This is a genomic window from Streptacidiphilus sp. MAP12-33, assembly GCF_041261265.1.
Taxonomy (GTDB): domain Bacteria; phylum Actinomycetota; class Actinomycetes; order Streptomycetales; family Streptomycetaceae; genus Streptacidiphilus.
The window spans coordinates 163133-188118 of sequence record NZ_JBGCCA010000006.1 but is presented as its reverse complement, the minus strand read 5'-3'; the positions used below and the strand labels follow the sequence as shown (position 1 = coordinate 188118).

Genomic DNA, 24986 nt, shown 5'->3' with positions numbered 1-24986 from the left:
TAGGCGGTAACCGTGCTGTCACGGAAGCTGCGATCCGCCCGGTTCGGCGCTATTTTCACCGCTGAGGGGGCGGGTTGTCATGGAGTGGATCGTTCCGGGGTATCGGCACACCCGGGAGCTGGGTTCGGGCGCGAGTGGACGTGTGGTCCTCGCGCTGCACGAGGCGACCGGCACACCGGTCGCCATCAAGTACCTCGGCGACGAGCTCCGGGCCGATCCGGACTTCCTCACCGAGTTCCGTGAGGAGGCCCGGCTGCTGGGCGACCTCGACACCCCCTACGTGGTCCGGCTCTACGAGTACGTCGAGGGCCCGCAGGGCGCGGCCATCGCCATGGAGCTCGTCGACGGCATCGCCCTGCGGGCGCTGCTGCGGCAGGCCGGCGCGACCGGGCCGGAGGCGGCGCTGGTCGTCCTGAAGGGCTCCCTGCTGGGCCTGGCCGCGGCGCACGCGCTGGGCGTGGTGCACCGCGACTACAAGCCGGAGAACGTGCTGGTCGCGGCGGACGGGTCGTCCAAACTCGTTGACTTCGGCATCGCCGTGAAGGCCGGGGACGCGGGCGGCATCGCCGGCACCCCGCCCTACATGGCCCCCGAGCAGTGGACCGGCGACCCCGCGTCGCCCGCCGCGGACGTCTACGCGGCGACGGCCACGTTCTTCGAGTGCCTGACGGGCTCACGCCCGTACCCCGGGGTGACCTTCGCCGAGCTGGTGGTGCAGCACACCACCGCCCCGATCCCCGACGAGCTCGCCCCCGAGGCGGTCCGCCCGCTGATCCGGCGCGGCCTGGCCAAGCACGCGACCGACCGGCCCGACAGCGCGGCGGCGTTCGTCGCGGAGCTGGAGGCGGTCGCGGGTGCGGCGTACGGCCCGCAGTGGGAGGAGCGTGGCCGCAAGCGCCTCGCCGCTGTCGCGGCGCTGCTCCCGCTGATGTTCCCCTCGGCGGGCGGCGCGCCCACCAGCGGCACGACGGCCCTGGCCAGCACCACCCTCGGCCCCGGCCGCCGCCGCGTCCCGCGCGTCCCGCGCAAGGTCCTCGTCGGCGCGGGCACCGGCGTCATCCTCGTCGGCGCGCTCGGCGGCGTCGCCGTCGCCGGCAGCGGCCGCCACATCCCCCACGTCACGGGCGGCCCCACCCCGATCGCCATCACCTCCATCACCCCGACCGGCCCGGTCTCCGTCTCCCCGTCGGCCTCGGCCTCGGCCTCGGCCTCGGCCTCGGCCTCGGCCTCGACGAGCCCGTCCGCGTCGCCATCGGCCAGCCCGTCGGCGTCCCCCTCCGCCTCCCCGAGCGCGAGCGCCAGCCCCTCGGCATCCCCGAGCAGCAGCCCGTCGGCGTCCCCGACCACCAGCCCGACCAAGGCCCCACCCACGACGATCCACGTGCCTTCGGTCCTGGGCCTGCTGCCCGGCCCCGCCGAGACCAAGCTCGTGGCGGCGGGCTTCGCGCGCGGGAACATCAGCGTCACCTACGACTGTGCGGGCGCCGCGAACGGTGACTTCTCGGTGCACTCGCAGGATCCGACCGGCGGCAGCACCGTGGCGCGCTCGGCCGGCATCGCGCTCGTGGCTACGTCCTCGACCTGTCGGCAGTTGCCGAGCGAGGTCGGTGTCGACTACAGCAGCGCGGTGAAGCGCCTGAACGCGATCGGCTTCAGCCAGGTGAGCGCGGTGATGGCCACCAAGTGCTGGAGCTACACGATTCCCTTCGGCCAGGTGGTCACGGAATCGCCCACGCCCGGCGGCTACGTCATGCCCGACAGCACCGCGGTCACCCTCACCTACCAGCCGAACGGCTGCTTCGGCTGACCGCTGCGCGCGGCAGAAAGTTGGCTCGAGACATGAACACGCAGCAGGGTCCCGAGGACGCCGTGCCCGCCGACGAGGGGACGAAGCAACTGCGGCCCGACCCGCGGATCGCCGTGCCCGAGGAGTCGGGGACGGTGCGGCTCGGGCGGCCGGTGGTGCCCGGGCAGGCCGGGGATCCGGATGTCGTGCCGACGGTGCGGCTGGCCGGGGAGCCGGAGGGGATTCCGACGGTGCGGCTGCCGCGTGGGTCGGAGCCGCCGGCTCCCGCGCCCACGTTGGTGTTCCCCGTCGAGCCGCCGCAGGCCACCCCGCCCGTGCCGACCCACACGCCGACCGTGCAGCTGTCGCTCGGCGCCCAGGTGCCCCCGCCCGCGCCGGCACCCGCGTCGGCACCCGCGTCGGCGCCCGCACCCGCACCCGCACCCGCGCCGGAGGCCGCGGCAGAGGCCGCCCCCGCGCCCGATCCCGGGCTGATCCGGTTCGGGCCGGGAGTGCCCGACCCCAAGACCGCGCGGACGATCGCCGTGTGGAAGGGCGAGGTCACCCCCGAGGCGGAGCCGGAGGAGCGGAAGAGGCGCAGCTGGCTCTTCTGGGTGCCCGTGCTGCTGCTGTTCCTCGGGCTGCTGGCCTGGTGGCTGTACGGTCTCCTCGCGCCTGCGGCGATCAAGCTCACCGCCGCGTCCGTGCAGGTCACCCCGGCCGCGGTGACCTGCGGCGGCAAGGCGACCATCACCGCGACCGTCACCACCGACGGCTCCGGCGGCACCTTCCACTACCGCTGGCTCCGCAGCGACGGCACGGACAGCGGGCTGCTCACCGAGACAGTCGCGGCCGGCACCCGGCAGGTGCAGCTGCCGCTGATCTGGACGCTCACCGGTCCGGGGACCTTCGCGGGCCGCGCGACCCTGCAGATCCAGGACCACCCGGCCCTCACCGAGTCCGGCAGCTTCACCTACTCCTGCGCGGGCTGAGCGGAGCGCGGGCTGATCACCCGGCACCCTCCGTCAGCGCGTGGTACTGCTCCAGGAACCACGCGGTCGGCGGGAGCGCCGTGCTCGCCTCCGCCAGGCGCTTGGTGCGGGCGGCCCGCTCCTCCTGCGGCATGGTCAGGGCGGTGTGCAGCGCCTCCGCCGTCTGGATCACGTCGTAGGGGTTGACCGTCAGGGCGTCCTCGCCGAGCTCCGCGTGCGCGCCCGCCTCACGGGACAGCACCAGCGCGACGCCCGCGTCCGAGACGACGGGGACCTCCTTGGCGACGAGGTTCATGCCGTCCCGGATCGGGTTCACCAGCGCCACGTCGGCCAGCCGGTAGGCCGCCAGCGAGCGCGGGAAGTCGTCGTTGACGTGCAGGATGACCGGCTGCCAGCTCGGGGTGCCGAACTCGTCGTTGATCTCCTGCGCGGTGCGCAGCACCGCCGCCGTGTACGCCCGGTACTCCGGCAGGTCCTCCCGTGAGGGGTAGGCGAACGCGATGTGCACGACCCGGTTCAGCCACTCGCTCCGCGTCCGCAGCAGGTGCCGGTAGGCCAGCAGCCCGCGCACGATGTTCTTGCTGAGCTCGGTCCGGTCCACCCGGACGATCGTGCGGCGGTCGCCGACGGCCTCGCGCAGCGCGTCCAGTCGCGCGTCCACGTCCGGCTGGTGCGCCCGGTCACGCAGGAACTCGGCGTCCGCGCCGAGCCCGTGCACGCCCAGCCGCGTCGCGCGGCCGTTGTGCGTGACCACCAGATCGGGAGAGACCGTGGCCCCCAGCACCTCGCGGCAGCAGTCGGCGAAGGCCCGCGCCCACCGCTCGGTCAGGAACCCGGCCCGGTCCGCGCCGAGGATGCCCTCCAGTACCTGGCGGGCCACGTCGTCGGGCAGCAGCCGGTAGTAGTCCGGCGGCGCCCAGGGGGTGTGCGAGAAGTGCGCGATCCGCACGTCCGGGCGCAGTTCCCGGAGCAGCCGAGGTGTCAGTGACAGGTGGTAGTCCTGGACGAGTACCGCCGCTCCCGGCTCGGCGCTCTCCGCCAGCGCGTCGGCGAAGGCGCGGTTGTACGCCTCGTAGGAGGCCCACTCGTCGCGGAACCGCGCGTCGAAGGCGGGCCGCGTCGGTGTGTCGTACAGGAGGTGGTGGACGAACCAGAGGGTCGAGTTGGCGATGCCGTTGTACGCGTGGGCGAAGGTCTCCGCGTCGATGTCCAGCATCCGCACGTCGGGCTCGGTCAGGCCCTGACGGGCGGCTGCCCGGTCGCCGTCCGAGAGCGCGGCGCAGACCCAGACGCTCCGCTGCTCGCTGCCGATCGCGGACAGGCCGGAGACCAGCCCGCCGCCGCCACGGCGTGGCGTCAGCGTGCCGTCGTCACCGAGGGTGAACGACACGGGGCCACGGTTGGACGCGAGAACGACGGGCGCGGTGGTCGAAGCCATATCTCTCACCCTTGCCTCTCAGGGATGCGGGCAAACCTCCCGCGCCACGGCCCCCGGCCGCGCGCGGTACTCGGGGACGGACGCCATCGGCGGGCGCTCCACCGTGGCGACCTCGGTGCTGCTCGGGGTGAAGCCGGCCTCCGTGCGGGTGAACTGCACGAGCTCGGAGCGCACCGTCTCCTCGGGCGTCTTCAGCCGCTCCAGCGCGGTGCGGTAGATGGTGGCCGCCATCCGGCCGAGCGCCTGCGCGTCCTGGTGCCGATGGTGCCGCACGCCCACGTCGACCTGGGCCAGCGCGTCGAGGCCGACCAGACCGAGCGCGTCCACCAGCAGGCCGAGCTCGACGCCGTAGCCGGTGGGGAACGGCAGCCGTTCCAGCAGCGTGCGCCGCGCCGCGTACTCGCCGCCGAGCGGCTGGACGAAGCCGGCCAGCAGCGGCCAGTGCAGGTTGAGCAGCGGCCGGGCGACCAGCTCGGTGACGCGGCCGCCGCCGGCCGGTATGGAGCCGGACTCGGTGTCGAAGGGCCGGTCGTACATCGCCTTGACGAAGGCCACGTCCGGCTCGGTCAGCAGCGGGCCGACGATGCCGGAGACGAAGGCGGAGTCGAAGGCCCGCAGGTCGGAGTCGATGAAGCAGACCACGTCGCCGGTGGTGGCCAGCAGGGACCGCCACAGCACCTCGCCCTTTCCGGGCTCGGTGGGCAGCCGCGGCAGGATCTCGTCCCGGTGCACCACCCGCGCGCCCGCCGCCGCGGCCTCGTGAGCGGTGCGGTCCACCGAGCCGGAGTCGACCACGACCAGCTCGTCCACCAGCGGCACGGCCTCGACCAGGTCGCGGCGGATGGCCGTGACGATCTCGCCGACCGTCTCCTCCTCGTCCAGAGCGGGCAGGACCACGCTGACGGTCACCCCGCCGCGGCGCTTGGCCTCCAGCAGGTCGGGCAGGGGTCGGTCGGCGGCGCTCCAGGACCGGTGGCGCAGCCATTCCTCGACCTGGTCCAGCACGGGGCTCCCTCTTCACGGGTAGGCGGTGGGCGGGTGGCGGTGACCGTCTCGCGTCTCGGACGGTAGTCGGCGCTCGGTGGTGCTTCGGTTACAGTCTTGAGGACGAGGTGTGGTCATCGCACATTGGGGTCTGCCTCGGAACAAACGCGACGCGCGCGGAAGCGCGGCGCCATAGCGCTCATCCAGAGGGACTGAGGGAACGGCCCGTTGAAGTCCCGGCAACCCCCCTGCCAAGCGGTTCGCGTCCGACCACGTGAGCCCGGCCGGGAAGGTGCCAATTCCGTCCCGCGGCGAAACGCGCCTCGGGGAAGATGAGGAGAGAGGTTCTCGCCATCATGGCTTCCGACAGCCGCACCATCGCACCCGACGCCTTCGGCCCCGCCGTGGCCCTGTCCTGTCGCGAGTGCGGAGCACGCACCCCCCTCGCCCCCGACTTCGCCTGCGCCGAGTGCTTCGGCCCGCTGGAGGTCGCCTACGAACTCCCGGCCGGTGACCCGGAGGGCCTGCGCAAGCAGATCGAGAACGGCCCGAACAACATCTGGCGCTACGCGCCGCTGCTGCCGGTCTCGCCGGACGTCGCCGAGCGCCCGAGCCTGAACCCGGGCCTGACCAAGCTGGTCAAGGCGAACAACCTGGCCCGTGAGCTGGGCGTCACCGGCTCCCTCTACGTCAAGGACGACTCCGGCAACCCGACCCACTCCTTCAAGGACCGGGTCGTGGCCATCGCCGTCGAGGCGGCCCGCACCTTCGGCTTCACCACGCTCTCCTGCTCCTCCACGGGCAACCTGGCCGGCGCCGTCACGGCCGCCGCCGCCCGCACGGGGCTGCGCGCCTGCGTCTTCATCCCGCACGACCTGGAGGCCGGCAAGGTCGTCATGGCCGCGGTCTACGGCGGCGACGTCGTCGGCATCGACGGCAACTACGACGACGTGAACCGCTTCTGCTCCGAGCTGATCGGCGACCCGGCCGGCGAGGGCTGGGGCTTCGTCAACGTGAACCTGCGCCCCTACTACGGCGAGGGATCCAAGACGCTGGCCTACGAGATCTGTGAGCAGCTCGGCTGGCGCATCCCGGACCAGCTGGTCATCCCGATCGCCTCCGGCTCCCAGCTGACGAAGATCGACAAGGGTCTCAAGGAGCTGATCGCCCTCGGCCTGGTCGAGGACAAGCCCTACAAGATCTTCGGCGCCCAGGCCGAGGGCTGCTCCCCGGTCTCCGCCGCCTTCAAGGCCGGCCACGACGTGGTCCGCCCGCAGAAGCCCGACACCATCGCCAAGTCGCTGGCCATCGGCAACCCGGCCGACGGCATCTACGTGCTCGACATCGCCCGGCGCACCGGCGGCGCGGTCGAGGACGTCAACGACGAGCAGGTCGTCGACGCGATCCGGCTGCTGGCCCGCACCGAGGGCATCTTCGCCGAGACGGCGGGTGGCGTGACCGTGGGCGTGCTGCGCAAGTTGATCGAGAACGGCGTGCTCGACCCGGCCGCCGAGACCGTCGTGCTCAACACCGGCGACGGCCTGAAGACCCTGGAGGCCGTGGCGGACGCCGCCCGCCCGACCGCCGTCATCCGCCCCACCCTTGACTCGTTCCGAGAGGCAGGCCTCGCATGAGCGTCACCGTCCGCATCCCCACCATCCTGCGCACCTACACGGGCGGCAATGCGGAGGTGAGCGCCGAGGGCGCCACCCTGGCCGAGGTCATCAAGGACCTGGAGGCCAACCACACGGGCATCTCCGCCCGCCTCCTGGACGACAACGGCAAGCTGCGCCGCTTCGTCAACATCTACGTCAACGACGACGACGTGCGTTTCGCCGAGGGCCTGGAGACGTCCACCCCGGACGGCGCGAGCGTCTCGGTCATCCCCGCCGTCGCCGGTGGTTGCTGAACCCTACTGACCGGTCAGGTGCGAAAGCCCGGCCACCCCTTACGGGGGTGGCCGGGCTCCTGTCATTTCCGGAGGTTTAAGAGGAGTAGAGTGCTCCTGTCCCGTCCCGTGAGACGGTTGACGTGTTCTTTTTCGCCCGGGGATCTGTCGTGAATCGTCCGATATGCCCGGCCCGAATTGCTCCCCTTAGCCGCCGCGCGCCGCTTATGTCTGATTACTCCCCGTGAGAATTGGCCTTCGAATGCTCTGTTGCTCAGGGCATCGGAGTGGATACATTCAGCGTCGGCCGAGCACCGGCACTGCAACTCCGCAGCGTCAGAGTCCGGCCCGGTCCGCGGTGTGCGGACCGTGAAAGGGCCAGTAATAGGGGAGTTTGGAATGGCTCAGGGCACCGTCAAGTGGTTCAACGCGGAGAAGGGGTACGGCTTCATCGCGGTCGACGGTGGTGCGGACGTGTTCGTCCACTACAGCGCGATCCAGATGGACGGGTACCGGTCGCTCGAAGAGGGCCAGCGGGTGGAGTTCGAGATCTCGCAGGGCCAGAAGGGCCCGCAGGCCGACATGGTCAAGGTCATCGGCTGAGGCACCACCACCGGCTGACATCGGCAGCGATCGCTGACTGATCAGGACCCGCAGAGCTCGTTCCAGACGAAACGATGCATCCACGCAGGTCTTCCGAAGGACCCCTCCCCGCACGCGGGCAGGGGTCCTTCGTCATTCCCGCGCGTCTGCCTGCCCCTTCGTCCCCTTCCCCCCGCCGGAGGCGTCCCTTCCCGTCCCCGGCTTCGCGGAGCTGCTTGCACTCAAGGGGGTCGAGTGCTAATCATTGGCGTTAGCACTCTGAGGTAGAGAGTGACAACGGGCCGGGTCGGTGAGACCCCGGTGGCGGCGGTAAGGAACCGTCGTGGCCGAGGTCGTCCGTCGCGGGCGCCAGCGCGGTCCAGAAGCAGCCAGCTGTCCAGGAGGACCACTTCCATGGCCAAGATCATTGCGTTCGACGAGGAGGCTCGTCGCGGCCTCGAGCGCGGCATGAACCAGCTCGCCGACGCTGTCAAGGTCACGCTGGGCCCCAAGGGCCGCAACGTCGTTCTGGAGAAGAAGTGGGGCGCCCCCACGATCACCAACGACGGTGTCTCCATCGCCAAGGAGATCGAGCTCGAGGACCCGTACGAGAAGATCGGCGCCGAGCTCGTCAAGGAGGTCGCCAAGAAGACCGACGACGTCGCGGGTGACGGCACCACCACCGCCACCGTGCTGGCCCAGGCGCTCGTTCGCGAGGGTCTGCGCAACGTCGCCGCCGGCGCCAACCCGATGGCCCTCAAGCGCGGCATCGAGAAGGCCGTCGAGGCCGTCTCCGCCCAGCTGCTGGCGCAGGCCAAGGAGGTGGAGACCAAGGAGCAGATCGCTGCCACCGCCTCCATCTCGGCCGCCGACACCCAGATCGGCGAGCTCATCGCCGAGGCCATGGACAAGGTCGGCAAGGAAGGCGTCATCACCGTCGAGGAGTCCCAGACCTTCGGTCTGGAGCTGGAGCTCACCGAGGGTATGCGCTTCGACAAGGGCTTCATCTCGGCGTACTTCGCCACCGACCTGGAGCGCATGGAGACGGTCTTCGAGGACCCCTACATCCTCATCGCCAACTCCAAGATCGGCTCGATCAAGGACCTGCTCCCGCTGCTCGAGAAGGTCATGCAGTCCGGCAAGCCGCTGCTGATCATCGCCGAGGACGTCGAGGGCGAGGCGCTCTCCACCCTGGTCGTCAACAAGATCCGCGGCACCTTCAAGTCCGTCGCCGTCAAGGCCCCGGGCTTCGGTGACCGCCGCAAGGCCATGCTCGGCGACATCGCCATCCTCACGGGTGGCCAGGTCATCTCCGAGGAGGTCGGCCTCAAGCTGGAGAACGCCGGTCTGGAGCTGCTGGGCCGCGCGCGCAAGGTCGTCGTCACCAAGGACGAGACCACCATCGTGGACGGCTCCGGCGAGAGCGACCAGGTCGCGGGCCGCGTGGCGCAGATCCGTGCCGAGATCGAGAACAGCGACTCGGACTACGACCGCGAGAAGCTGCAGGAGCGCCTGGCCAAGCTGGCCGGTGGCGTCGCCGTCATCAAGGCGGGCGCGGCCACCGAGGTCGAGCTCAAGGAGCGCAAGCACCGCATCGAGGACGCCGTTCGCAACGCGAAGGCCGCCGTCGAGGAGGGCATCGTCGCCGGTGGTGGCGTGGCCCTGCTTCAGGCCGGTGTCGCGTTCGAGAAGCTCGAGCTCGAGGGTGACGAGGCGACCGGTGCCAACATCGTGCGCGTGTCGCTCGAGGCCCCGATCAAGCAGATCGCGACCAACGCCGGCCTCGAGGGCGGTGTCGTGGTGGAGAAGGTCCGCAACCTCCCCGCCGGTCACGGTCTGAACGCCGCCACCAACGAGTACGTCGACCTCATCGCCGCGGGCATCATCGACCCGGCCAAGGTCACGCGTTCCGCGCTGCAGAACGCGGCCTCCATCGCCGCGCTCTTCCTCACCACCGAGGCCGTCATCGCCGACAAGCCGGAGAAGGCCGCTGCGGCCGCCGGCGGCGGCATGCCGGGCGGTGACATGGACTTCTGATCCCCAGCTTCCCGCTGACGGATCACGAGTTCTTCAAGGCGGCCAGCCGACCCGAGAGGGTCGGGTGGCCGCCTTCCTTGTGTTGCACCATCCAGGGGCGCGGGCTCTGCCGCGTGGGCGCGACAGGCCACCCAGCCACGCGCGCGCCGGACGAGCTGGGCCGTCCGTCCCGGGTGGTGGTCGCTCGAGCCGCCGGAGGCTGCGCCTTCAGGGGCGGTGCGAGGCGGTGCGACTGGTCCGTGCGAGAAAATGGAGCCCATGGAGAAAGCACTGGAGTCCGCCCTGCACGGCGCGCGGAGCGCGCTGCTGCGGGACCTGACCGCGCGGGACGTCGCGGACGCCGCCGTCGTCTCGCTGCTGGAGGACGCGATCGCGAAGCGGCGGTGGTGGGTGGAGCAGTGGCCGGACGGGGTCGAGTACGTGCTCGGGCTCATCGCCCAGGACGTCCAGGACGGGCTGCTGGAGGGCTGGGGGCGCTGGCCGTTGTGCCAGGACTGCGCGGCCGACGGGGACCCGCACGCGCTGAGCGCCGAGCCGGAGCTCGGCCCGGACCCGCACTGGGTCTGCGGCAAGGAGGGTCGCGTCGTCGCCGCCGTCGGCGAGCTCGCGTCGTGATCCTGATCGACCCGCCGAGCTGGCCGGGGCACGGCCGGCTCTGGTCGCACCTGGTCTCCGACGTCTCCTACGACGAGCTGCACGCCTTCGCGCGGCGACTCGGCGTGCCGGAGCGGGGCTTCGACGGCGACCACTACGACGTGCCGGAGCGCCTCTACGCGCAGGCGCTGGAGCTGGGCGCGACGCCGGTCCGCAGCCGCGAGATCGTCGTCCGGCTCACGTCCGCCGGTCTGCGCCGGCGCAAGCGCCGGTCGGCCGAGCCCTAGCGCATCAACCGCTGCGCGGTGAGCCAGGCCGTCAGCTGCTCCAGCTGTACCTCGCTCAGCGCCCGCATCGGGAACGAGACGTTGCCGACGCTGCGGGTGCCCTCGAAAATCAGCCAGCCGTGGTCGCGCCGGACCCGGCGCACCGCCGGCCAGCGGACCTGGTGCGAGACGAACTGGTTGCGCCAGGAGAGCCCGGCCTCGGTGAAGCGCAGCGACAGCGGCTCCCCGGAGGAGAGCAGCCGCACCCGCCGCACGACCGCCTGCACGTGCGTGCCGACGAGCAGGGCCGAGAGCGCGAGCAGCGTGAGGTGCGCCGTGGTCATGCCCTTGGCCCCGAAGGCGACGACGAGGCCGGCCAGACCCACCGCGATCCAGAAGGCGGGGATCCAGGCGGCCGTCCGCAACCAGCGGGCACGCCGCTCCCCGTGCTGGTACTCGAACTCGGCCTCGATATCCATGCACCCCACCCGGCAGCCCAAGGGACTCACGTAACGGGCGGCACCTTATCGCGCAACCGTGCCAACTCGGAACGGAGGTTCGCATCCGCGCGCGGACCGAAGGTCGTCTGGGCCGGCTGCGTCCGGTAGAGGGACGGCTTCTTGGCCAGCAACCCCTCCAGCACCGCCGCACGGCCCGTGCGGAAGTCGTCCTCGGGCACGAAGGCGTACTCCTCGCGGACGGCGGCCGCGTAGCGGGCGTAGATCTCCGGCGGCGCGCCGAGGATGGCCAGGTCGGCGTCGCACAGGACCTCGCCGTTGCGGTCGCCGGGGGCGGGATCGTGACCGGCGGTGAGCCGCACCAGGCGGGCCACCTCCGCGATCGCCTCGTCCGAGACGCCCAGCTCGGGCAGGACCCGCTCGGCGAGACGGGCGCTGCGCTCCTCGTTCTCGGTGCGGTCGGGCGCGTACACGGCGTCGTGGAACCAGGCGGCCAGCCGCACCAGGTCGGCGTCGTCGGCGTGGCCCGCCAGGCGGTCAACGACCTGCAGTGTCGCGGTCAGGTGCCGCATCGTGTGGTACTTGCGCTGGGGCTCCGACCAGCGCCGCAGCAGCTGCTCCCCGTAGGGCTCCGCCTCGGGCGCCGCGAAGAGCGCGGTCCAGCGGGCGAGCAGGGCTTCGACGATGGTTCGGTCGGGATGCGACGGCTCGGGCATAGGGCCATTGTGGTACGGACGACGCCCGGCGCGCTGTCGGAACGGCCCCGAAGCAGGGTCCTTCGTCGCTGTCGCCGCGTCGCGTCAACGGCTAGGGTGTCTACATTGGACTAGACCTGTTGTGGCCTTTCTGTGGAGGCGGGGCGGCCTCCCGGCAGGCCCGGAGCAGGCATGGGAGCGGAGCAGAGAGGCTGCACATGAGCGATCGGGCGATCTTCGAGGTCATCGCGACATCCGCGGAGGACGCCGTCGCGGCAGCGGCGGGCGGAGCCGACCGTCTGGAACTCTGCACCGAGATGGCGGCCGACGGCCTCACTCCCGACCTCGCCGGGTTCGCCCGGATCAGGGCGGCCGTCCACGTTCCGCTCCGGGTGATGCTGCGCGACGGCAACGGCTTCCTCGTCCGTGACCTCGAGGCGCTCTGCGCCAAGGCGCAGGCACTGCGCGCGGAGGGTGCGGACGAGTTCGTCCTCGGCTTCCTCACCCCCGAGGGCGAGGTGGACCTTGCGGCGGTGCGGACCGTGCTGGAGGCCATCCCCGGCTGCAGCTGGACCTTCCACCGGGCGCTGGACAACGCGGCGTCCCGCGAGGGGGTCCGCGCCGCGATCGACGGCCTCCCCGGCCTGGACACCGTCCTCACGGCGGGCAGCGCGGCGGGCGTCGCCTCCGGCATGGACGTCCTCACCCACGAGGCCGCGCGGTCCGGCGCACCGGGTTACCACCCCCGCATCCTTGTCGGCGGTGGCCTCAAGACCGAGCACGTCCCGCGCCTGCGCGCGGCCGGGATCGACGGCTTCCACGTCGGCACGATGGTCCGCACCGCGGGCTGGGACAGCCCGCTCGACACGGGCCTCGTCCAGCACTGGCGTCGCCTCCTCGACACCGAGTCCGTCGCCGCGTAGCCGCCTCACCCAGGGGCGGTGGGCTGCGCCGATATGCGGCTTCGCTGCGTGGATGCGAGCAGCCACCGGCGTGCCGGTGGCCCTGCGCGCCCCGGACCAACCGCTCGTCGGAGGGGGCACTTCCCGGCCGAAGGCTGGGGGGATTGTCGCGCCCACGCAAGGGGCACCTCCGGGGCGCTTCCGGGGCACCTCCCAGCCGAAGGCTGGGGGATTGTCACGCCCACGCAAGGGGCACCAGGAGCCGCACATCAGCAGAGCCCCGCGCCCCTTGACGGTGCAGCTGGCCCATGGCGCAGAAGACCCGCGCCCCTGAGGTGGGTGCAACTATCCGAGGGCCGTCGGCAGCGGCCGGGCGTGGAGGACGTCGAGGCCCGAGACGGCACGGGTGAGGCAGACGTAGAGGCGGCGCAGGCCCGTGCGGAGGTCCGCCTCGCCGTCGACGATCGCGGCCGGCTCGTCCAGTACGACGTAGTCGTACTCCAGACCCTTGGCGAGCGAGGCCGGGACGAGCGTGAGGCGGCTCTCGGCGTTCGTCTCGGTACCGGGGTCGAGATAGGGCAGGCCTGCGGCCGTGAGCGCCGCGCCCAGCGCGGGAATCCGCGCGTCCGCGGCGATCAGGCCGATCGAGCCCTCGTGCCGCAGGGACGCCCGCACCGCCGCTACGACGGCGTCCGTCAGGGCGGGCGGCGTTGCCGGGGCCAGCGCGGACGCGGCGTCCAGCGCGTGCGCGTCCTCCGGGGAGGGCGTCCCGTCGACGCGCCGGATGACGAGCGTGTTCTCCGCCGTGCGGATCGACGTCGCCGGCGCCAGGTCGGGGGCGATCTCGGGCAGCAGGCGCGACGCGTAGTCGATGACCTCGCCGGGCACGCGGAAGCCGATGGTCAGCTCCTCGACCCGGGAACCCGGCTTGCCCAGATGGTGCAGCGCGCTGGCCCAGGAGTCCGTGGACCACGGCGTCGTGCCCTGGGCGATGTCGCCCAGCACCGTCGCGGAGCCCGTCGTGCACCTGCGGCCGACGGCGCGGTACTGCATGGGGGAGAGGTCCTGCGCCTCGTCGAGCACGACGTGGCCCAGCGACGCCGTCCGCTCCACCAGGTCGTGCGCCTCGTCGACCAGCACCGCGTCGGCCGGGGTCCACGGGGCCGTCTTGACGCCGCGGCCGGGCTTGGGCCAGAGCACGGCGGCCTGCTCCTCCTCCGTCAGCAGACCCTCTGCGCACTGCGCCAGGAACTCCGCGTCGGAGAGCAGCCGCAGCACGAGCTTGGCCGGATCGACCGGCGGCCACAGGGCCTTCGCCGTCGCCTTCACGGCGGGCGTGCGGGCGACCGCGTCCTGGACGCGGTCGTCGGGGGCCTCGCCGCCCTGCTCCATCTTCACCAGTACGGCGTGCGCGATCCGCTGCGGGAGCGCGGCCTGGGCCGCGCCGTAGCGGATGTCACGGTCCATCAGCTCCCGGACGATCTCCTCCAGTTCGTAGGAGGCGACGCGCCAGCGGCGCGAGCCGCGGACCACGACGCAGCCCTCCGTCGGCAGCGTGATGCCGGAGCGGACGGCCCGCCGCAGCACCTCCGCCATCCGGGCGTCGCCCTTGATCCGCGCCGCGTGCGCGGTGTCCGTGCCGCGCAGCGGGACGTGGGCGACGAGCTCCTCGACGGTGGCCTGGGCCACGTCCAACTCGCCCAGCGCGGGCAGGACCTGCTCGATGTAGTGGAGGAAGGAACGGTTCGGGCCGATGACCAGGGTGCCGGTGCGGGCCAGCCGCTCGCGGTGGGCATAGAGCAGGTAGGCGACACGGTGCAGGCCGACGGCCGTCTTCCCGGTGCCGGGTGCTCCCTGGACGCAGACGGTGCCGTGCACGTCGGCCCGGACGATCTCGTCCTGCTCGGGCTGGATGGTGGCGACGATGTCGCGCATCGGGCCGACGCGCGGCCGCTCGATCTCCGCGGCGAGGAGGGCGCTCGTTCCGGTCGTCTCCTCCGGATCGGTCAGGTGCTCGTCCTCGTAGGCGGTCAAATCGCCACCGGTGTAACCGAAGCGGCGGCGCAGCCCGATGTCCATCGGGTCCTTCTTGCTGGCCCGGTAGAAGGTCTGCGAGACGGGCGCACGCCAGTCGATGACCATCGGGTCGCCGTCGGCGTCGTGGACGTGGCGGCGGCCGATGTAGAACCGCTCGCCCTCGCCGCCCTCGGCGACGTCCGCGCCGGGTGCGTGCAGGAAGTCGAGGCGGCCGAAGAAGAGGGGGGTGTCCGCGAGGTCGGCCAAGGCCTTGATCCGGTCGTCGATCTCGCGGGCCAGGATCGCGGCGTTCACCCAGTTGCCGGTGACGTTGCGGATGTCCAGCGCCTCGACGTCCTCGCGCATGGCGCGCAGCGCGCCGCGGGAGGAGGTCAGGTGGGCGCGCTCGCGGTCGAGCGGGTTGGACGGGGTGTCGGAAGCTGTGCTGTGCGCAAGCACGAAGGAGCCTTCCCGGCTGCGGGGCGCCGGGGGTCCGGCGCGCAGCGGTCTCAAAAGTCTGCGATGGAATTTGAGAACCACCCGGTTTCCGTCCGGGCGGAGCCTCCCCACGTGCGTGCCGGGGAGGCGGCAGACCGGACACCATATACCCACGAACGACCGGCGGGCGAACCGTTTATTTACTGCGTGGATATCAGGGGTAACCCTGACGTGTGGACGAGACCGTGTCCCTCTGGGGGATGACACCGTGGGCCCTGCGGATTCGGCCGTTGGGCTGACGATTCACGGGCGCCCGAAATCTAGCTTTGAGACATGGCTACCGCACACATCGACCCCCGTCCCCGAACCACTCACCGTCCCGTCGTCGCCCGTGGTGCCACCAAGGCGGCGCGCAAGTCCCGCAATCCGATCGCGGCCTGTGCGCGCGGCGTCGGCATCCTGGCCACCACGGCCTTCTCCGTCGTCGTCCTCGGCCACGACGGCCTTCCGGACGATCTCGTCCGGAAGGCCGACTGACCGGGCTCGACGAGAGCCCTAGCCTCAGCCCTAGCCTCAGCCGATGGCGTAGGCGCGGTAGACCGTGGTGGTCGCGCTGCTGCCGTCGGTGTCGTTGACCGTCGAGCGGAGCGAGACCGCTCCGGAGGCCGCGTTGGGCACCAGCGCCGCCCACGTGCCACCCGTGTGCGTGACGGCGACCGGCTGCCAGGTGACGCCGCCGTTGAACGACGCCCACACCTTGACCGAGCTGACCGTACCCCGGTGGTCGGCGATCGACTGGTCACCGCCCTGGTGGTCCAGCCAGAGCCCCACCCGCGTGCTGCTCTTCGGAGCGGCCTGGTCGTCCATGCCGAGCCCCTGCGGGTCGAAGCTCGTCAGGTAGGCCGGCGCGTAGGCGTTGACCGCGGGGTTGATGTAGTAGCGCACGCTGACCGTCGACGCCGTCGACAGCATGCCGGCCGGGTAGTGGATCCCGGGGTAGTAGCGCTGGGCCGCGATGTTCACCGTGTACCAGCCCCTGGAGCTGACGTGCGGCTCCCAGCTGCCGGGCACCGGGCCCATGTCCGTCCAGCTGTGCGAGGAGACGACCTTGCCGCCCTCGACCAGCGTGCCGGTGTACTTCGCCGCCGCCTCGTTGCTGTAGGCCACGGTCGGGTCCGTGAACATGCTCGGCTGGAAGTCCAGCCGCCCGTACCAGGTGGACGGCTGCGACCCCACCGGGCCCCAGGTGTTGGCGTACAGGCCCTGCGCGTAGTGGCCGCCGGCCGCGAACTGCCGGTCCGCCTCCATGCCGCCGAAGTCGGCGTTGGTGGCGTCGTCCGTCTCGTCCGAGCGGACCGCCCAGGTGCCGGCGGAGACGTGCGCGGTCATCGTGAACGGCGGGGTGCCGCGGTAGAACTCGTGGAACAGCCGGTTCTGGCACGGGTTCTTCGTGCTCAGCGGCTGGAGGGAGAAGTCGACGTCCGAGCTGCCCTCGGGCCCGCGCTTCGCCTGGACCCGCACGCTCGCGAGCGACGCGGTCTTGAAGGTCACCGTGGGGGTGCTCGGGACGCCGTTGGTCTGCCCGCTGACGGAGTAGACGTCCGCGGCCGTCATCGGCTGGTCCCACGAGGCCATGTAACCGAGGTGCACCTGGGAGGAGCTGTTCGGGATGACGTAGAACTCGCCCGGCCAGCCCCACGCCTGGGCGCCCATCGGGTTGGACCCGATGCACAGCTGGGCGTAGTAGCTCTCCTGGGCGTTCGCCGGGGCGTGGTCGAGCCGGACGGAGAGCGGGCGGCCCTTGCGGGCGTCGATCGTGGTCGTGGTGCGGCCCGAGACGGTGACGAGCTGCGAGCCCAGGGTGTCCGTCTGGTCCTTGGAGTTCCAGATGTCGACGACGACGCCGTACCGGCCGGCGGGCAGCGTCAGCGCCTGGCCGCTGGTGAACTGGTAGAACTGGCCGGTCGTCAGGTTCGTCACCTGGCCCGACGTGGCGACCTTCGCGCCGCTGCGGCCCAGGGTGTTGACGGTGAGCGAGCTGCTCGCGGCCGAGGCCGGGGTGCTCACACCGGCGAGGAGGAGCGGCGTGAGGGCGGCCGCGGCGGCGAGGGCTCTTCGGATACGACGCATGGAGTTGTGGTCCCCCTGTCTGCGATGCCCCCGCTCGGGGGCGGCTGATCGTAGCAGCGACGATTCAGCGCCCCCAAGGCGGATTCACCGAGGACTTCAGAGGATGTCGTCCGCGTCGACGATCCGGTAGGAGTAGCCCTGCTCGGCCAGGAACCGCTGCCGGTGCGCGGCGAAGTCCTGGTCGATGGTGTCCCGGGCCACGACCGAGTAGAAGTGCGCCATGTGCCCGTCCGCCTTGGGACGCAGCACCCGGCCCAGCCGCTGGGCCTCCTCCTGGCGCGACCCGAAGGTCCCGGAGACCTGGATCGCCACCGTCGCCTCGGGCAGGTCGATGGAGAAGTTGGCGACCTTGGAGACCACCAGCACGCTGATCTCGCCCTCACGGAACGCGTCGAAGAGCTTCTCGCGCTGCGCGTTGGTCGTCTCGCCCTTGATCACCGGTGCGTCCAGCGCCTCGCCCAGCTCGTCGAGCTGGTCGATGTACTGGCCGATGACCAGGGTGGGCGTGCCCCGGTGCTTCTCCACCAGCGCCTGCGTGACGCGGCGCTTGGTCGCCGTCGTGGCGCAGAACCGGTACCGCTCCTCCGGCTCCGCCGTCGCGTAGGCGAGCCGCTCGTGGTCGGTCAGGGTGACCCGCACCTCGCAGCAGTCCGCGGGGGCGATGTAGCCCTGCGCCTCGATCTCCTTCCAGGGGGCGTCGAAGCGCTTGGGGCCGATGAGGGAGAACACGTCGCCCTCGCGCCCGTCCTCGCGCACCAGCGTCGCGGTGAGGCCGAGGCGGCGGCGGGCCTGCAGGTCGGCGGTGAACTTGAAGACCGGCGCGGGCAGCAGGTGCACCTCGTCGTAGACGATCAGGCCCCAGTCGCGGGAGTCGAACAGCTCCAGGTGCGGGTAGACGCCCTTCCGCTTGGTCGTCATCACCTGGTAGGTGGCGATGGTGACCGGGCGGATCTCCTTGCGGGCGCCGCTGTACTCGCCGATCTCGTCCTCGGTCAGCGAGGTGCGCTTGACCAGCTCGTGCTTCCACTGGCGGGCGGAGACGGTGTTGGTGACCAGGATCAGCGTGGTCGCCTTGGCCTTGGCCATCGCGGCCGCGCCGACCAGGGTCTTGCCCGCGCCGCAGGGCAGCACCACGACGCCGGAGCCGCCGTGCCAGAAGCCCTCGGCGGCCTGCTCCTGGTACGGGCGCAGCTGCCAGCCGTCCTGCGCGAGGTCGATCGGGTGCGCCTCGCCGTCCACGTAGCCGGCGGTGTCCTCGGCCGGCCAGCCGAGCTTCAGCAGCACCTGCTTGATCTGGCCGCGCTCGGAGGGGTGCACCAGCACGGTGTCCGGGTCGAGGCGCTGGCCCACCAGCGGGATGATCTTCTTCGACCGCAGCACCTCCTCGAGGACGGGGCGGTCGGTCGCGGTCAGCACCAGCCCGTGGACCGGGTCCTTGGCCAGCTTCAGGCGGCCGTAGCGGTCCATGGTGCCGGCGATGTCGACCAGCAGCGCGTTGGGCACGGGATAGCGCGAGAACCGCACCAGCGCGTCCACCACCTGCTCGGCGTCGTGCCCGGCGGCACGCGCGTTCCACAGGCCCAGCGGGGTCACCCGGTAGGTGTGCACGTGCTCCGGCGCGCGCTCCAGCTCGGCGAACGGCGCGATGGCACGGCGGCACTCGTCCGCGGCGGTGTGCCCGGTCTCCAGGAGCAGGGTCTTGTCGGACTGAACGATCAGCGGCCCGTCGTGCACGTCGTGTCTCCTCCGGTACCGGGCGATGGCCAAACCCCAAGTGTCCCGCATCGCGCGCCGGACCGGAAAGCGCGGCCGGAAGAGGGGTGTGATGCGGGTCACTGGGAACGCCGGGCTGATACGGCTCCTCCTTTTCCACGAGAGACCCGACAAGGGCTGATCTCAAGAGCGGATCACGAGCTGATCAAGAGCTGATCAAGGGCTGAGGGGGAGCGATGCATGCTCTGAAAAGGCTGGCTTCGAGGGGGCTGACGTCGACGCTGCGGGTGGCCGTCCCGGCCGCCGCGCTGGCCGGCGCGCTGGTTCTGCCGGGCGTCGGCCCAGCCGCTGCCACGGATGCGGCGGCTGCCGCACCAGACCGAGGGGCCGTGCACGAGGCGTACGTCTCGATGGCGGGCGCCCGCGCCGCCGGGCCTGCGGCCGTCCAGCGGGTGCACGTGCTGGAGGTGGGTCGCCCGCAGGCGCGGCAGGTCGTGGTGCTGGTGCCGGGGCAGTTCGGCGCTGCCAACGACTTCCGGGCGCTGGCGGAGGAGCTGGTGGCCCGGCTGCCGGACACGCAGGTGTGGGCGGTCGACCGACGCGAGCAGGATCTCGCCGACCTCGGCGGTTTCCGCTCCGGGCCCGCCGCCGCGGCGGAGTACTACCTCGGCGGGCGCTACCGTGCGCAGACCCCGCAGACGGCCGCCTACGTCGGGCAGTGGGGGCTGGCCGTGGAGCTGGACGACCTGCGGCAGGTCGTGCTGGCCGCACGGAACCACGGGCGCCGCCAGGTCGTGCTGGGCGGTCACTCCTGGGGGGCCACGACGGCCCTGGCCTACGCCGCCTGGGATTTCGACGGCAGGCCCGGCTATCGCGACCTCGCCGGTCTGGTGGACCTGGACGGCGGCGTGCACGACGCCTTCGCGGGGGAGGACGACCGGTACCGGCTCACCGTCGACCAGGCCACGGCCTGGCAGCGGCAGATCGCCGGCGGGGCCGTCTTCGACGAGTCGCTGGCCGCCGTCGCCGGCCGTACCGAGACGCTGCCGATCCTGCGGCAGCTCGCGGGCGCCTATGCCGTGGCCGCCCCCGACGCGCCCTCGACGCTCGCGCCGCGGCTGCCCGCGCTGCTGCGCCCGACCGGTCCGGTCACCAACGCGGGGCTGGTCACCTGGCTGCTGGCAAGCCATCCGCTCGTCCCCGACATGAGCATCAATCCGGCCTACACCCCCACGGCCTCCGCTGCCCGCGCGCTGGCCGGGCCCGTCCCCGGCCCGCTGGAGTGGTACTGGCCCAACCGGCTCTCCCTCGACCTGGAGGCGGCCGACCCGTTCCGCCCGACGCCGGTCACGGCCCTGCTCGGGCTGCGGCTGTGGCACGCGCGCCAGATCGACGTGCCGCTGTACTCGTTCGCGTCCGGGCTCACCCGTGGCACGGTGAACACCGCCGCCCGTTGGGTCGTGGCCAACTCCCGTATCCCGGCCGCCACCTTCGCGCAGAACGACGCGATGACCCACCTCGACACGCTCTGGGCGGCACCGGCCCGCAGTACGGTGCTGACCACGCTCACGCCCTTCCTCGCCCGGCTCGACGAACGGTGACCACGGTGACCCCGACGTCCCCCGCGCCTCCGCCGACGACCACCGCGCGGCGTGACGACCTCGGTCCGCTCGTCCGCTCGGCGCAGCGTGGAGACCGGCTGGCGACCGACCAGCTGCTGGACCGGCTCACGCCCTACGTCGCCCGGCTCTGCGGTCCCATCGCCCTGGCCGACGGTCCGGACGCCACCCAGGAGGCGCTGATCGCCGTCTTCCGGAACCTGCGTCAGCTGAAGGAGCCGGCGGCCCTCTTCGGTTGGGTACGGGCCATCGCCGTGCGGGAGGCCGTGCGGGTGGCCCGCGCCGCCGCCCGCGATCTGCCGGCGGAGCTGGCCGACGTGCCGGCGTCCGGCGATCCGCAGCTGGCTGCGGACGTCCAGGACGTCCTGGCCCGCCTGTCGCCGCACCACCGTGCCGTCCTGGTCCTGCGCGACCTGGAGGGCCTCGACGAACACGCCGTCAGCGCCCTGTTGGGAGTGCCGGAACCGACCGTGCGCACGCGCCTCTTCCGGGCCCGGCGCCGCTTTCGGAAGGAGTGGGAAGCATGAACGACCACACCGGCGGGGCCGCCTGGCCGGTCGCCGAGCTGGATCCGGTACGCCGCCTCCGCGTCCTGGCCGCAGCGACGCCCGGCACGACGTACGGCGAGCTCGTCATCGACGCCTCGGTCGACGAGGTGTGGACCGTCGCCACCGACCTGGAGCGGCAGATGCCGCTGCTGATCAACGACATCCGCAGCTTCACTGTCACCTCCTCGGACGTCACCGGCCGACCGGTCGAGGCCCTGGCCCGCAGCCCCTTCGGCCTGCGCGCCCGCTTCGACATCGTGCACCGCGAGCAGTCCTGCGTGATGCAGAGCCGCTTCCTGGTCGGCGGCCTGGCCGCCACCGCCGAGGGGCACGATGTCACCCGGTTCGGCTTCTTCGGCGGCCTGCGGATTCCCGGTGTCCGTCTGGTCGACCGCGTGTTCCACCCGTTTCTGCACCACGGCGCGGTCGAGCGTTTCGCCGCTCAGTTCCGTCCCTGACACCCTGTGGAGACAGCCATGTCCGACACCGTCACCTCCTCCCTCCGTCACCGCGAGATCGACGCCAACGGCACGACCTTCCACCTCACGGAGGCGGGCTCCGGGGAGCCGGTGCTGCTGCTCGCCGCGTTCCCGCTCCATGCCCACACCTGGCGTGCGATCATCCCGCTGCTCGCGGAGGGCTACCACGTGATCGCGTTCGACCCGCGCGGCACTGGTCGTTCCGCGGCGCCGGTCTCCGGCTACGACACGAGCACACTCGTGTCCGACCTGCTCGCGGTGCTCGACGCGCTCGGTCTGCCGCGCGTCCGGCTGATCGCGCACGGCTTCGGGGCGGGCGTCGGTTTCCGGCTCTGCGCCGACCATCCGGAGCGCGTCAGCGCCTTCGTCGCCCTCAACATGACCCCGCCGTGGCCGGGTTCGGCCTCGCTGCCGCGCAATGCCTGGCGCTTCTGGCACACGGCGCTGTGGGAGTACCCGCTGCTCGGCCCGCTCGTGCTGCGCAGACTCCCGGGCGTCACCCGGTACTTGTTGCGCCATTGGTCCACCACCCCGTGGACGGACGCGGACCTTGCCGCCTTCGTCGACGTGACCCGCGAGCCCGCACATGCCCGCGCGGGACAGCAGCACTACTGGCAGTTCGTTCTCCACGACATTCCCCGCCTGCGCCGCCTGCGCCGTGACCCGGGCCCCCGCTTCACCGTCCCCACTCTGCTCCTGGGCGGCGCCTCGGATCCGGTGGTCCCCCCACACCTGCTGCGGGGTCTGGAGTACCACGCCGACTCGCTCACCGTCCGTATCCTCCCGGGCGGCCATCTCCTCCCGGAGGACGCTCCCGAGGAGATCGCCGCGGCGGCGCGGGCGCTGTTCGCCGCCGGGGTGGGTCAGAGCTGATCGAGGGCGGTGAGGTCGATGTCGATCGGGAAGGCGAGAGGGAACCGTTCTTCCAGGTCGCGGCCGCTCTACGCCTCGTCGTCGGCGAGCTCCGCGACGCCGGTGATGCGATGGAGCGAGAAGGTGCGGACCTCCTCGTGGACCTGGTCGAACGCGGTGACGAAACCGCCCTCCACCCGGACCGGTTCGATGACGCGCTGGCTGGCCGCGCCGTCCGCGTTGACGTAGCCGATCCAGACCGCGTCGCCGGTGAGGACGGCCGTCTGGAGGGTGGCCAGGGTCTCCGCCGCGGGGGTGCGGGGGAGCGGGCCCGGGGTGGGGGCGCGGTGGGTGACGGTGGCGGCGCGGTCGCCCGCGCGGATCGCCTTGACGGCGGCGGTGAGCAGCCCCGGCGTCACCGGTGGTGGGCCGTCCGGGACGGGGGCCGGGGGCGTGCGCGGGGGTGTGCGGCGGGCATCCGGGCGGGTGATCAGGACGTCGCCCTCGGCGGTCTCCGCCGCCGGGGCGTACCCCATGGTCCGCAGCTGGGTGAGCACCGTCGCCGGATCGGCCTGCGCCGCCAGGACGGTCGGGGCGAGCCGTCGCAGGCGCAGCTGCGCCGCGCGGCGGTCGGCGAGCAGCTCGTCCAGCAGGGCGTCGTCGTCGCACCGCAGGTACGCCGAGGCGGCGCCGACCCGCAGCCGGCCGTGGCGGCGGGCCACGTCGTCGACGAGGTAGGTCAGCGGCTGCGGCACCGGAGTGCTGGAGTGCTCGGCGAGGAAGGCGTGCAGCTCGGCCGCACTGCGGCCGGCGTCGAGCGCGCGGCGCACCGAGTCGGGGGTGAAGCGGTAGACGGTCGCGCCGCCCTTGGACTCCACGTCCGCCGCCACGGCGAGGGTCTGCGCGAGCGGGGTGCGCAGGGGGCCCGGGGCGATCGCGGTGAGGTCGGGCTGGAGGATCACCTGGTCCAGCGGCTCCGGCAGCAGCGGGGCGAGCCGGGCGATCGCCGACGCGTCGTCATTGTCGAGCAGCGGCACGGTGAACCGGGCGAGCACGCCACGGCCGGTGAGGCCGAGGTCCTCCGCTTCCGCCACCGTCCAGGCGACCAGCTGGTCGCGCAGGTCGCCGCCGCGCAGCGGGAGCTGCCAGGCGATCCGGGCGGTCAGCGAGCCGACGTCACCGGCGCCGCCGGACGGCAGCTCGGCGAGCAGGCGCAGCACGTCGCGGCGCAGCTCCGGGGCGAGGGCCCGGTCCAGCCCGCCGCCGAGTGCCGGCAGCACTTTGTCCTTGGTGTCCTTGGTGCCCACGAGGGCGGCGACGCGGGTCGCGGCGACCCAGGTGCGGGCCAGCAGCAGCCAGCGCTCCGTGACGGGTCGGCGCAGCCACTCGTCGTAGGCGGGGGTGGGCGCCCAGTGCTCGTCGACCTCGCCGTCCGGGGCCACCAACCCTGCCCCGTAGGCGAGTTCGAGCCAGAATGCGGTGGCGGGCTCGGGCAGGTCGAGGGCTTGCGCCGCGCGGCGCAGATCGCGGACGCCGAGGCCACCGGCACGCAGCACGGTGGGTGCCTCGGTACTCCACAGGTCCATGGCCTCCTCCACCGTCCGCACGGCAGTGAAGGCCTGCGCGGCGGCGGCCCGGTCGGCCTGCTCGGGCTCGACGGTCCGCGCCGCAGTCACCTGAGGTGCGACCGGCTCGACCTGACGGTGCGCCAGCCCCCCGCGCAGGTACAGCGCCACCTCGCGCGGGAGCACCACCGCGTCGCGGCCCGCCGGGAGCAGCAGGCCGCAGGCCTGGAGCCAGTCGACCGGAGTGCGCGCGTCCTCCGCCCGGACCGCGCGCGGCGGTGTGGCGCCGAACGGCGGCCCCCAGGTCAGCTTGGCCAGGATGCCGCGCGCTCCTTCGGGCGCCCGCGCGAGCAGGGCGTCCGCCCGCTCGCGGTCGGCGAAGAGGGCACTGAGCGCCGCCAGCGCGCTCACCTGGTCGTGGGTGCTGCGCAGGCCCGCGTCCGCCAGGATCTCCTGCAGGCGGGCCGGAGACAGTCCCGCGCCCGCGTCGGCGTAGAGGGGGCCGAGGCCGGTCGGCCCGGGCTGCCCGCCCGCCGGCGCCAGCACGTCCCGGGCGGTGCGCACCAGACGCAGCCGTTCCTGGTCGCCCCAGACCAGCGCGGCGTCGCGCAGCGCCGCCACGGCGGGGGCGAACGCGGCGTCCACCTCGGGGTCCTGGTCCGCACCGAGCAGCGCGCGCAGCTCCTTTGGCCCGCACGGGTCGGCGGCGACGGAGAGCGCCTCCGCGACCTGGAGGGTGAACCGGTCCAGCCGCTCCAGCGCGCGGATCACGCTGGCCCGGGTGGAACTGCGGGTCGCCAGCTGGCTCAGGTCGGCCGGCACGGGATGCACGAGATCGGGCCGCGCGCGCAGCAGCGCGGCCAGCGCGGCGTCGTCCCGCCCGCGCAGGTCCTCGGCGAGGGTGCGGGGCAGCGTGCGGACGCCGCTGACATCCTCGGTTCTCCCGGTGCTCATCCGACTCAGGTTACTTGTTGCGCCGCGCGACGGCTCCTGCCGCGGGACGG

Annotated in this window: 22 protein-coding genes and 1 riboswitch; of the genes, 14 read left to right on the top strand and 8 right to left on the bottom strand. The window is 72.5% G+C overall.

The window, feature by feature from the left end:
• The first annotated feature begins 79 nt into the window (after positions 1-79).
• Both ABH931_RS09010 and ABH931_RS09005 read left to right on the top strand, forming a co-directional pair.
• Positions 80-1807 carry a protein kinase gene (locus tag ABH931_RS09010; protein ID WP_370111615.1) on the top strand — a complete coding sequence of 576 codons (1728 nt, stop codon included), beginning with the start codon at positions 80-82 and terminating at the stop codon, positions 1805-1807.
• A gap of 32 nt (positions 1808-1839) precedes the next feature.
• Positions 1840-2778: a hypothetical protein gene (locus ABH931_RS09005; RefSeq protein ID WP_370111613.1), complete on the top strand. Its 939-nt coding sequence runs from the start codon at positions 1840-1842 to the stop codon at positions 2776-2778.
• A gap of 16 nt (positions 2779-2794) precedes the next feature.
• Here ABH931_RS09005 and ABH931_RS09000 read toward each other — a convergent pair whose 3' ends face one another.
• On the bottom strand, positions 2795-4216 hold the full coding sequence (locus tag ABH931_RS09000) for a trehalose-6-phosphate synthase (protein ID WP_370111611.1): 1422 nt from the start codon (positions 4214-4216) through the stop codon (positions 2795-2797).
• Between the two features lie 18 nt (positions 4217-4234).
• On the bottom strand, positions 4235-5221 hold the full coding sequence (locus tag ABH931_RS08995; protein WP_370111609.1) for a glucosyl-3-phosphoglycerate synthase: 987 nt from the start codon (positions 5219-5221) through the stop codon (positions 4235-4237).
• Positions 5222-5396: 175 nt separating this feature from the next.
• Positions 5397-5539, top strand: a riboswitch (SAM riboswitch).
• 17 nt (positions 5540-5556) lie between these two features.
• Between ABH931_RS08995 and thrC the strand changes: the two genes are divergently transcribed.
• From thrC to ABH931_RS08965, 6 genes are all read left to right on the top strand, one after another.
• Entirely contained in the window at positions 5557-6834 is a 1278-nt protein-coding gene (thrC, locus tag ABH931_RS08990; RefSeq protein ID WP_370111607.1) for a threonine synthase, read from the top strand.
• Entirely contained in the window at positions 6831-7109 is a 279-nt protein-coding gene (locus ABH931_RS08985; protein WP_370111605.1) for a MoaD/ThiS family protein, read from the top strand. The genes thrC and ABH931_RS08985 overlap by 4 nt, the downstream gene beginning before the upstream one ends.
• 378 nt (positions 7110-7487) lie before the next feature.
• A complete protein-coding gene (locus tag ABH931_RS08980; RefSeq protein WP_042364928.1) occupies positions 7488-7691 on the top strand; it encodes a cold-shock protein in 204 nt (67 codons plus the stop codon).
• 393 nt (positions 7692-8084) lie between these two features.
• The gene (gene groL, locus ABH931_RS08975; protein ID WP_370111604.1) at positions 8085-9707 is read left to right on the top strand and encodes a chaperonin GroEL; all 1623 of its coding nucleotides are present in this window, start codon (positions 8085-8087) and stop codon (positions 9705-9707) included.
• Positions 9708-9956: 249 nt separating this feature from the next.
• Positions 9957-10322: a hypothetical protein gene (locus ABH931_RS08970; protein ID WP_370111602.1), complete on the top strand. Its 366-nt coding sequence runs from the start codon at positions 9957-9959 to the stop codon at positions 10320-10322.
• A complete protein-coding gene (locus ABH931_RS08965; protein WP_370111601.1) occupies positions 10319-10588 on the top strand; it encodes a DUF4031 domain-containing protein in 270 nt (89 codons plus the stop codon). Before ABH931_RS08970 ends, ABH931_RS08965 begins: the two co-directional genes overlap by 4 nt.
• On the opposite strand, the gene ABH931_RS08960 is transcribed toward ABH931_RS08965, so the two are convergent.
• Both ABH931_RS08960 and ABH931_RS08955 read right to left on the bottom strand, forming a co-directional pair.
• Entirely contained in the window at positions 10585-11046 is a 462-nt protein-coding gene (locus ABH931_RS08960; protein WP_370111599.1) for a YcxB family protein, read from the bottom strand. The genes ABH931_RS08965 and ABH931_RS08960 overlap by 4 nt on opposite strands.
• A gap of 26 nt (positions 11047-11072) precedes the next feature.
• Positions 11073-11741 carry a hypothetical protein gene (locus ABH931_RS08955; protein ID WP_370111597.1) on the bottom strand — a complete coding sequence of 223 codons (669 nt, stop codon included), beginning with the start codon at positions 11739-11741 and terminating at the stop codon, positions 11073-11075.
• Between the two features lie 197 nt (positions 11742-11938).
• Here ABH931_RS08955 and ABH931_RS08950 point away from each other — a divergent pair, with 197 nt between their 5' ends.
• Complete coding sequence (locus ABH931_RS08950; RefSeq protein WP_370111596.1) at positions 11939-12643, top strand: copper homeostasis protein CutC; 705 nt, start codon at positions 11939-11941, stop codon at positions 12641-12643.
• A 324-nt stretch (positions 12644-12967) separates the two neighbouring features.
• On the opposite strand, the gene ABH931_RS08945 is transcribed toward ABH931_RS08950, so the two are convergent.
• Positions 12968-15004, bottom strand: coding sequence for an AAA family ATPase (locus ABH931_RS08945; RefSeq protein ID WP_370111688.1), 2037 nt, complete (start codon positions 15002-15004; stop codon positions 12968-12970).
• 405 nt (positions 15005-15409) lie between these two features.
• Between ABH931_RS08945 and ABH931_RS08940 the strand changes: the two genes are divergently transcribed.
• On the top strand, positions 15410-15613 hold the full coding sequence (locus ABH931_RS08940) for a hypothetical protein (RefSeq protein WP_370111594.1): 204 nt from the start codon (positions 15410-15412) through the stop codon (positions 15611-15613).
• A 36-nt stretch (positions 15614-15649) separates the two neighbouring features.
• On the opposite strand, the gene ABH931_RS08935 is transcribed toward ABH931_RS08940, so the two are convergent.
• On the bottom strand, positions 15650-17206 hold the full coding sequence (locus tag ABH931_RS08935; protein ID WP_370111593.1) for a hypothetical protein: 1557 nt from the start codon (positions 17204-17206) through the stop codon (positions 15650-15652).
• A 96-nt stretch (positions 17207-17302) separates the two neighbouring features.
• The gene (locus ABH931_RS08930; protein WP_370111591.1) at positions 17303-18940 is read right to left on the bottom strand and encodes a DNA repair helicase XPB; all 1638 of its coding nucleotides are present in this window, start codon (positions 18938-18940) and stop codon (positions 17303-17305) included.
• Positions 18941-19155: 215 nt separating this feature from the next.
• Here ABH931_RS08930 and ABH931_RS08925 point away from each other — a divergent pair, with 215 nt between their 5' ends.
• Genes ABH931_RS08925 through ABH931_RS08910 form a run of 4 tightly spaced genes read left to right on the top strand, consistent with a single transcriptional unit; the run spans position 19156 to position 22438 of the window.
• A complete protein-coding gene (locus ABH931_RS08925; RefSeq protein WP_370111589.1) occupies positions 19156-20520 on the top strand; it encodes an alpha/beta hydrolase in 1365 nt (454 codons plus the stop codon).
• 5 nt (positions 20521-20525) lie between these two features.
• The gene (locus ABH931_RS08920) at positions 20526-21065 is read left to right on the top strand and encodes an RNA polymerase sigma factor (RefSeq protein WP_370111587.1); all 540 of its coding nucleotides are present in this window, start codon (positions 20526-20528) and stop codon (positions 21063-21065) included.
• A complete protein-coding gene (locus ABH931_RS08915) occupies positions 21062-21544 on the top strand; it encodes a hypothetical protein (protein WP_370111586.1) in 483 nt (160 codons plus the stop codon). Before ABH931_RS08920 ends, ABH931_RS08915 begins: the two co-directional genes overlap by 4 nt.
• An 18-nt stretch (positions 21545-21562) precedes the next feature.
• Entirely contained in the window at positions 21563-22438 is an 876-nt protein-coding gene (locus tag ABH931_RS08910) for an alpha/beta fold hydrolase (RefSeq protein ID WP_370111584.1), read from the top strand.
• Positions 22439-22506: 68 nt separating this feature from the next.
• Here the strand turns inward: ABH931_RS08910 and ABH931_RS08905 are convergent, their stop codons facing one another.
• Complete coding sequence (locus ABH931_RS08905; protein WP_370111582.1) at positions 22507-24936, bottom strand: helicase-associated domain-containing protein; 2430 nt, start codon at positions 24934-24936, stop codon at positions 22507-22509.
• Positions 24937-24986: the final 50 nt, after the last annotated feature.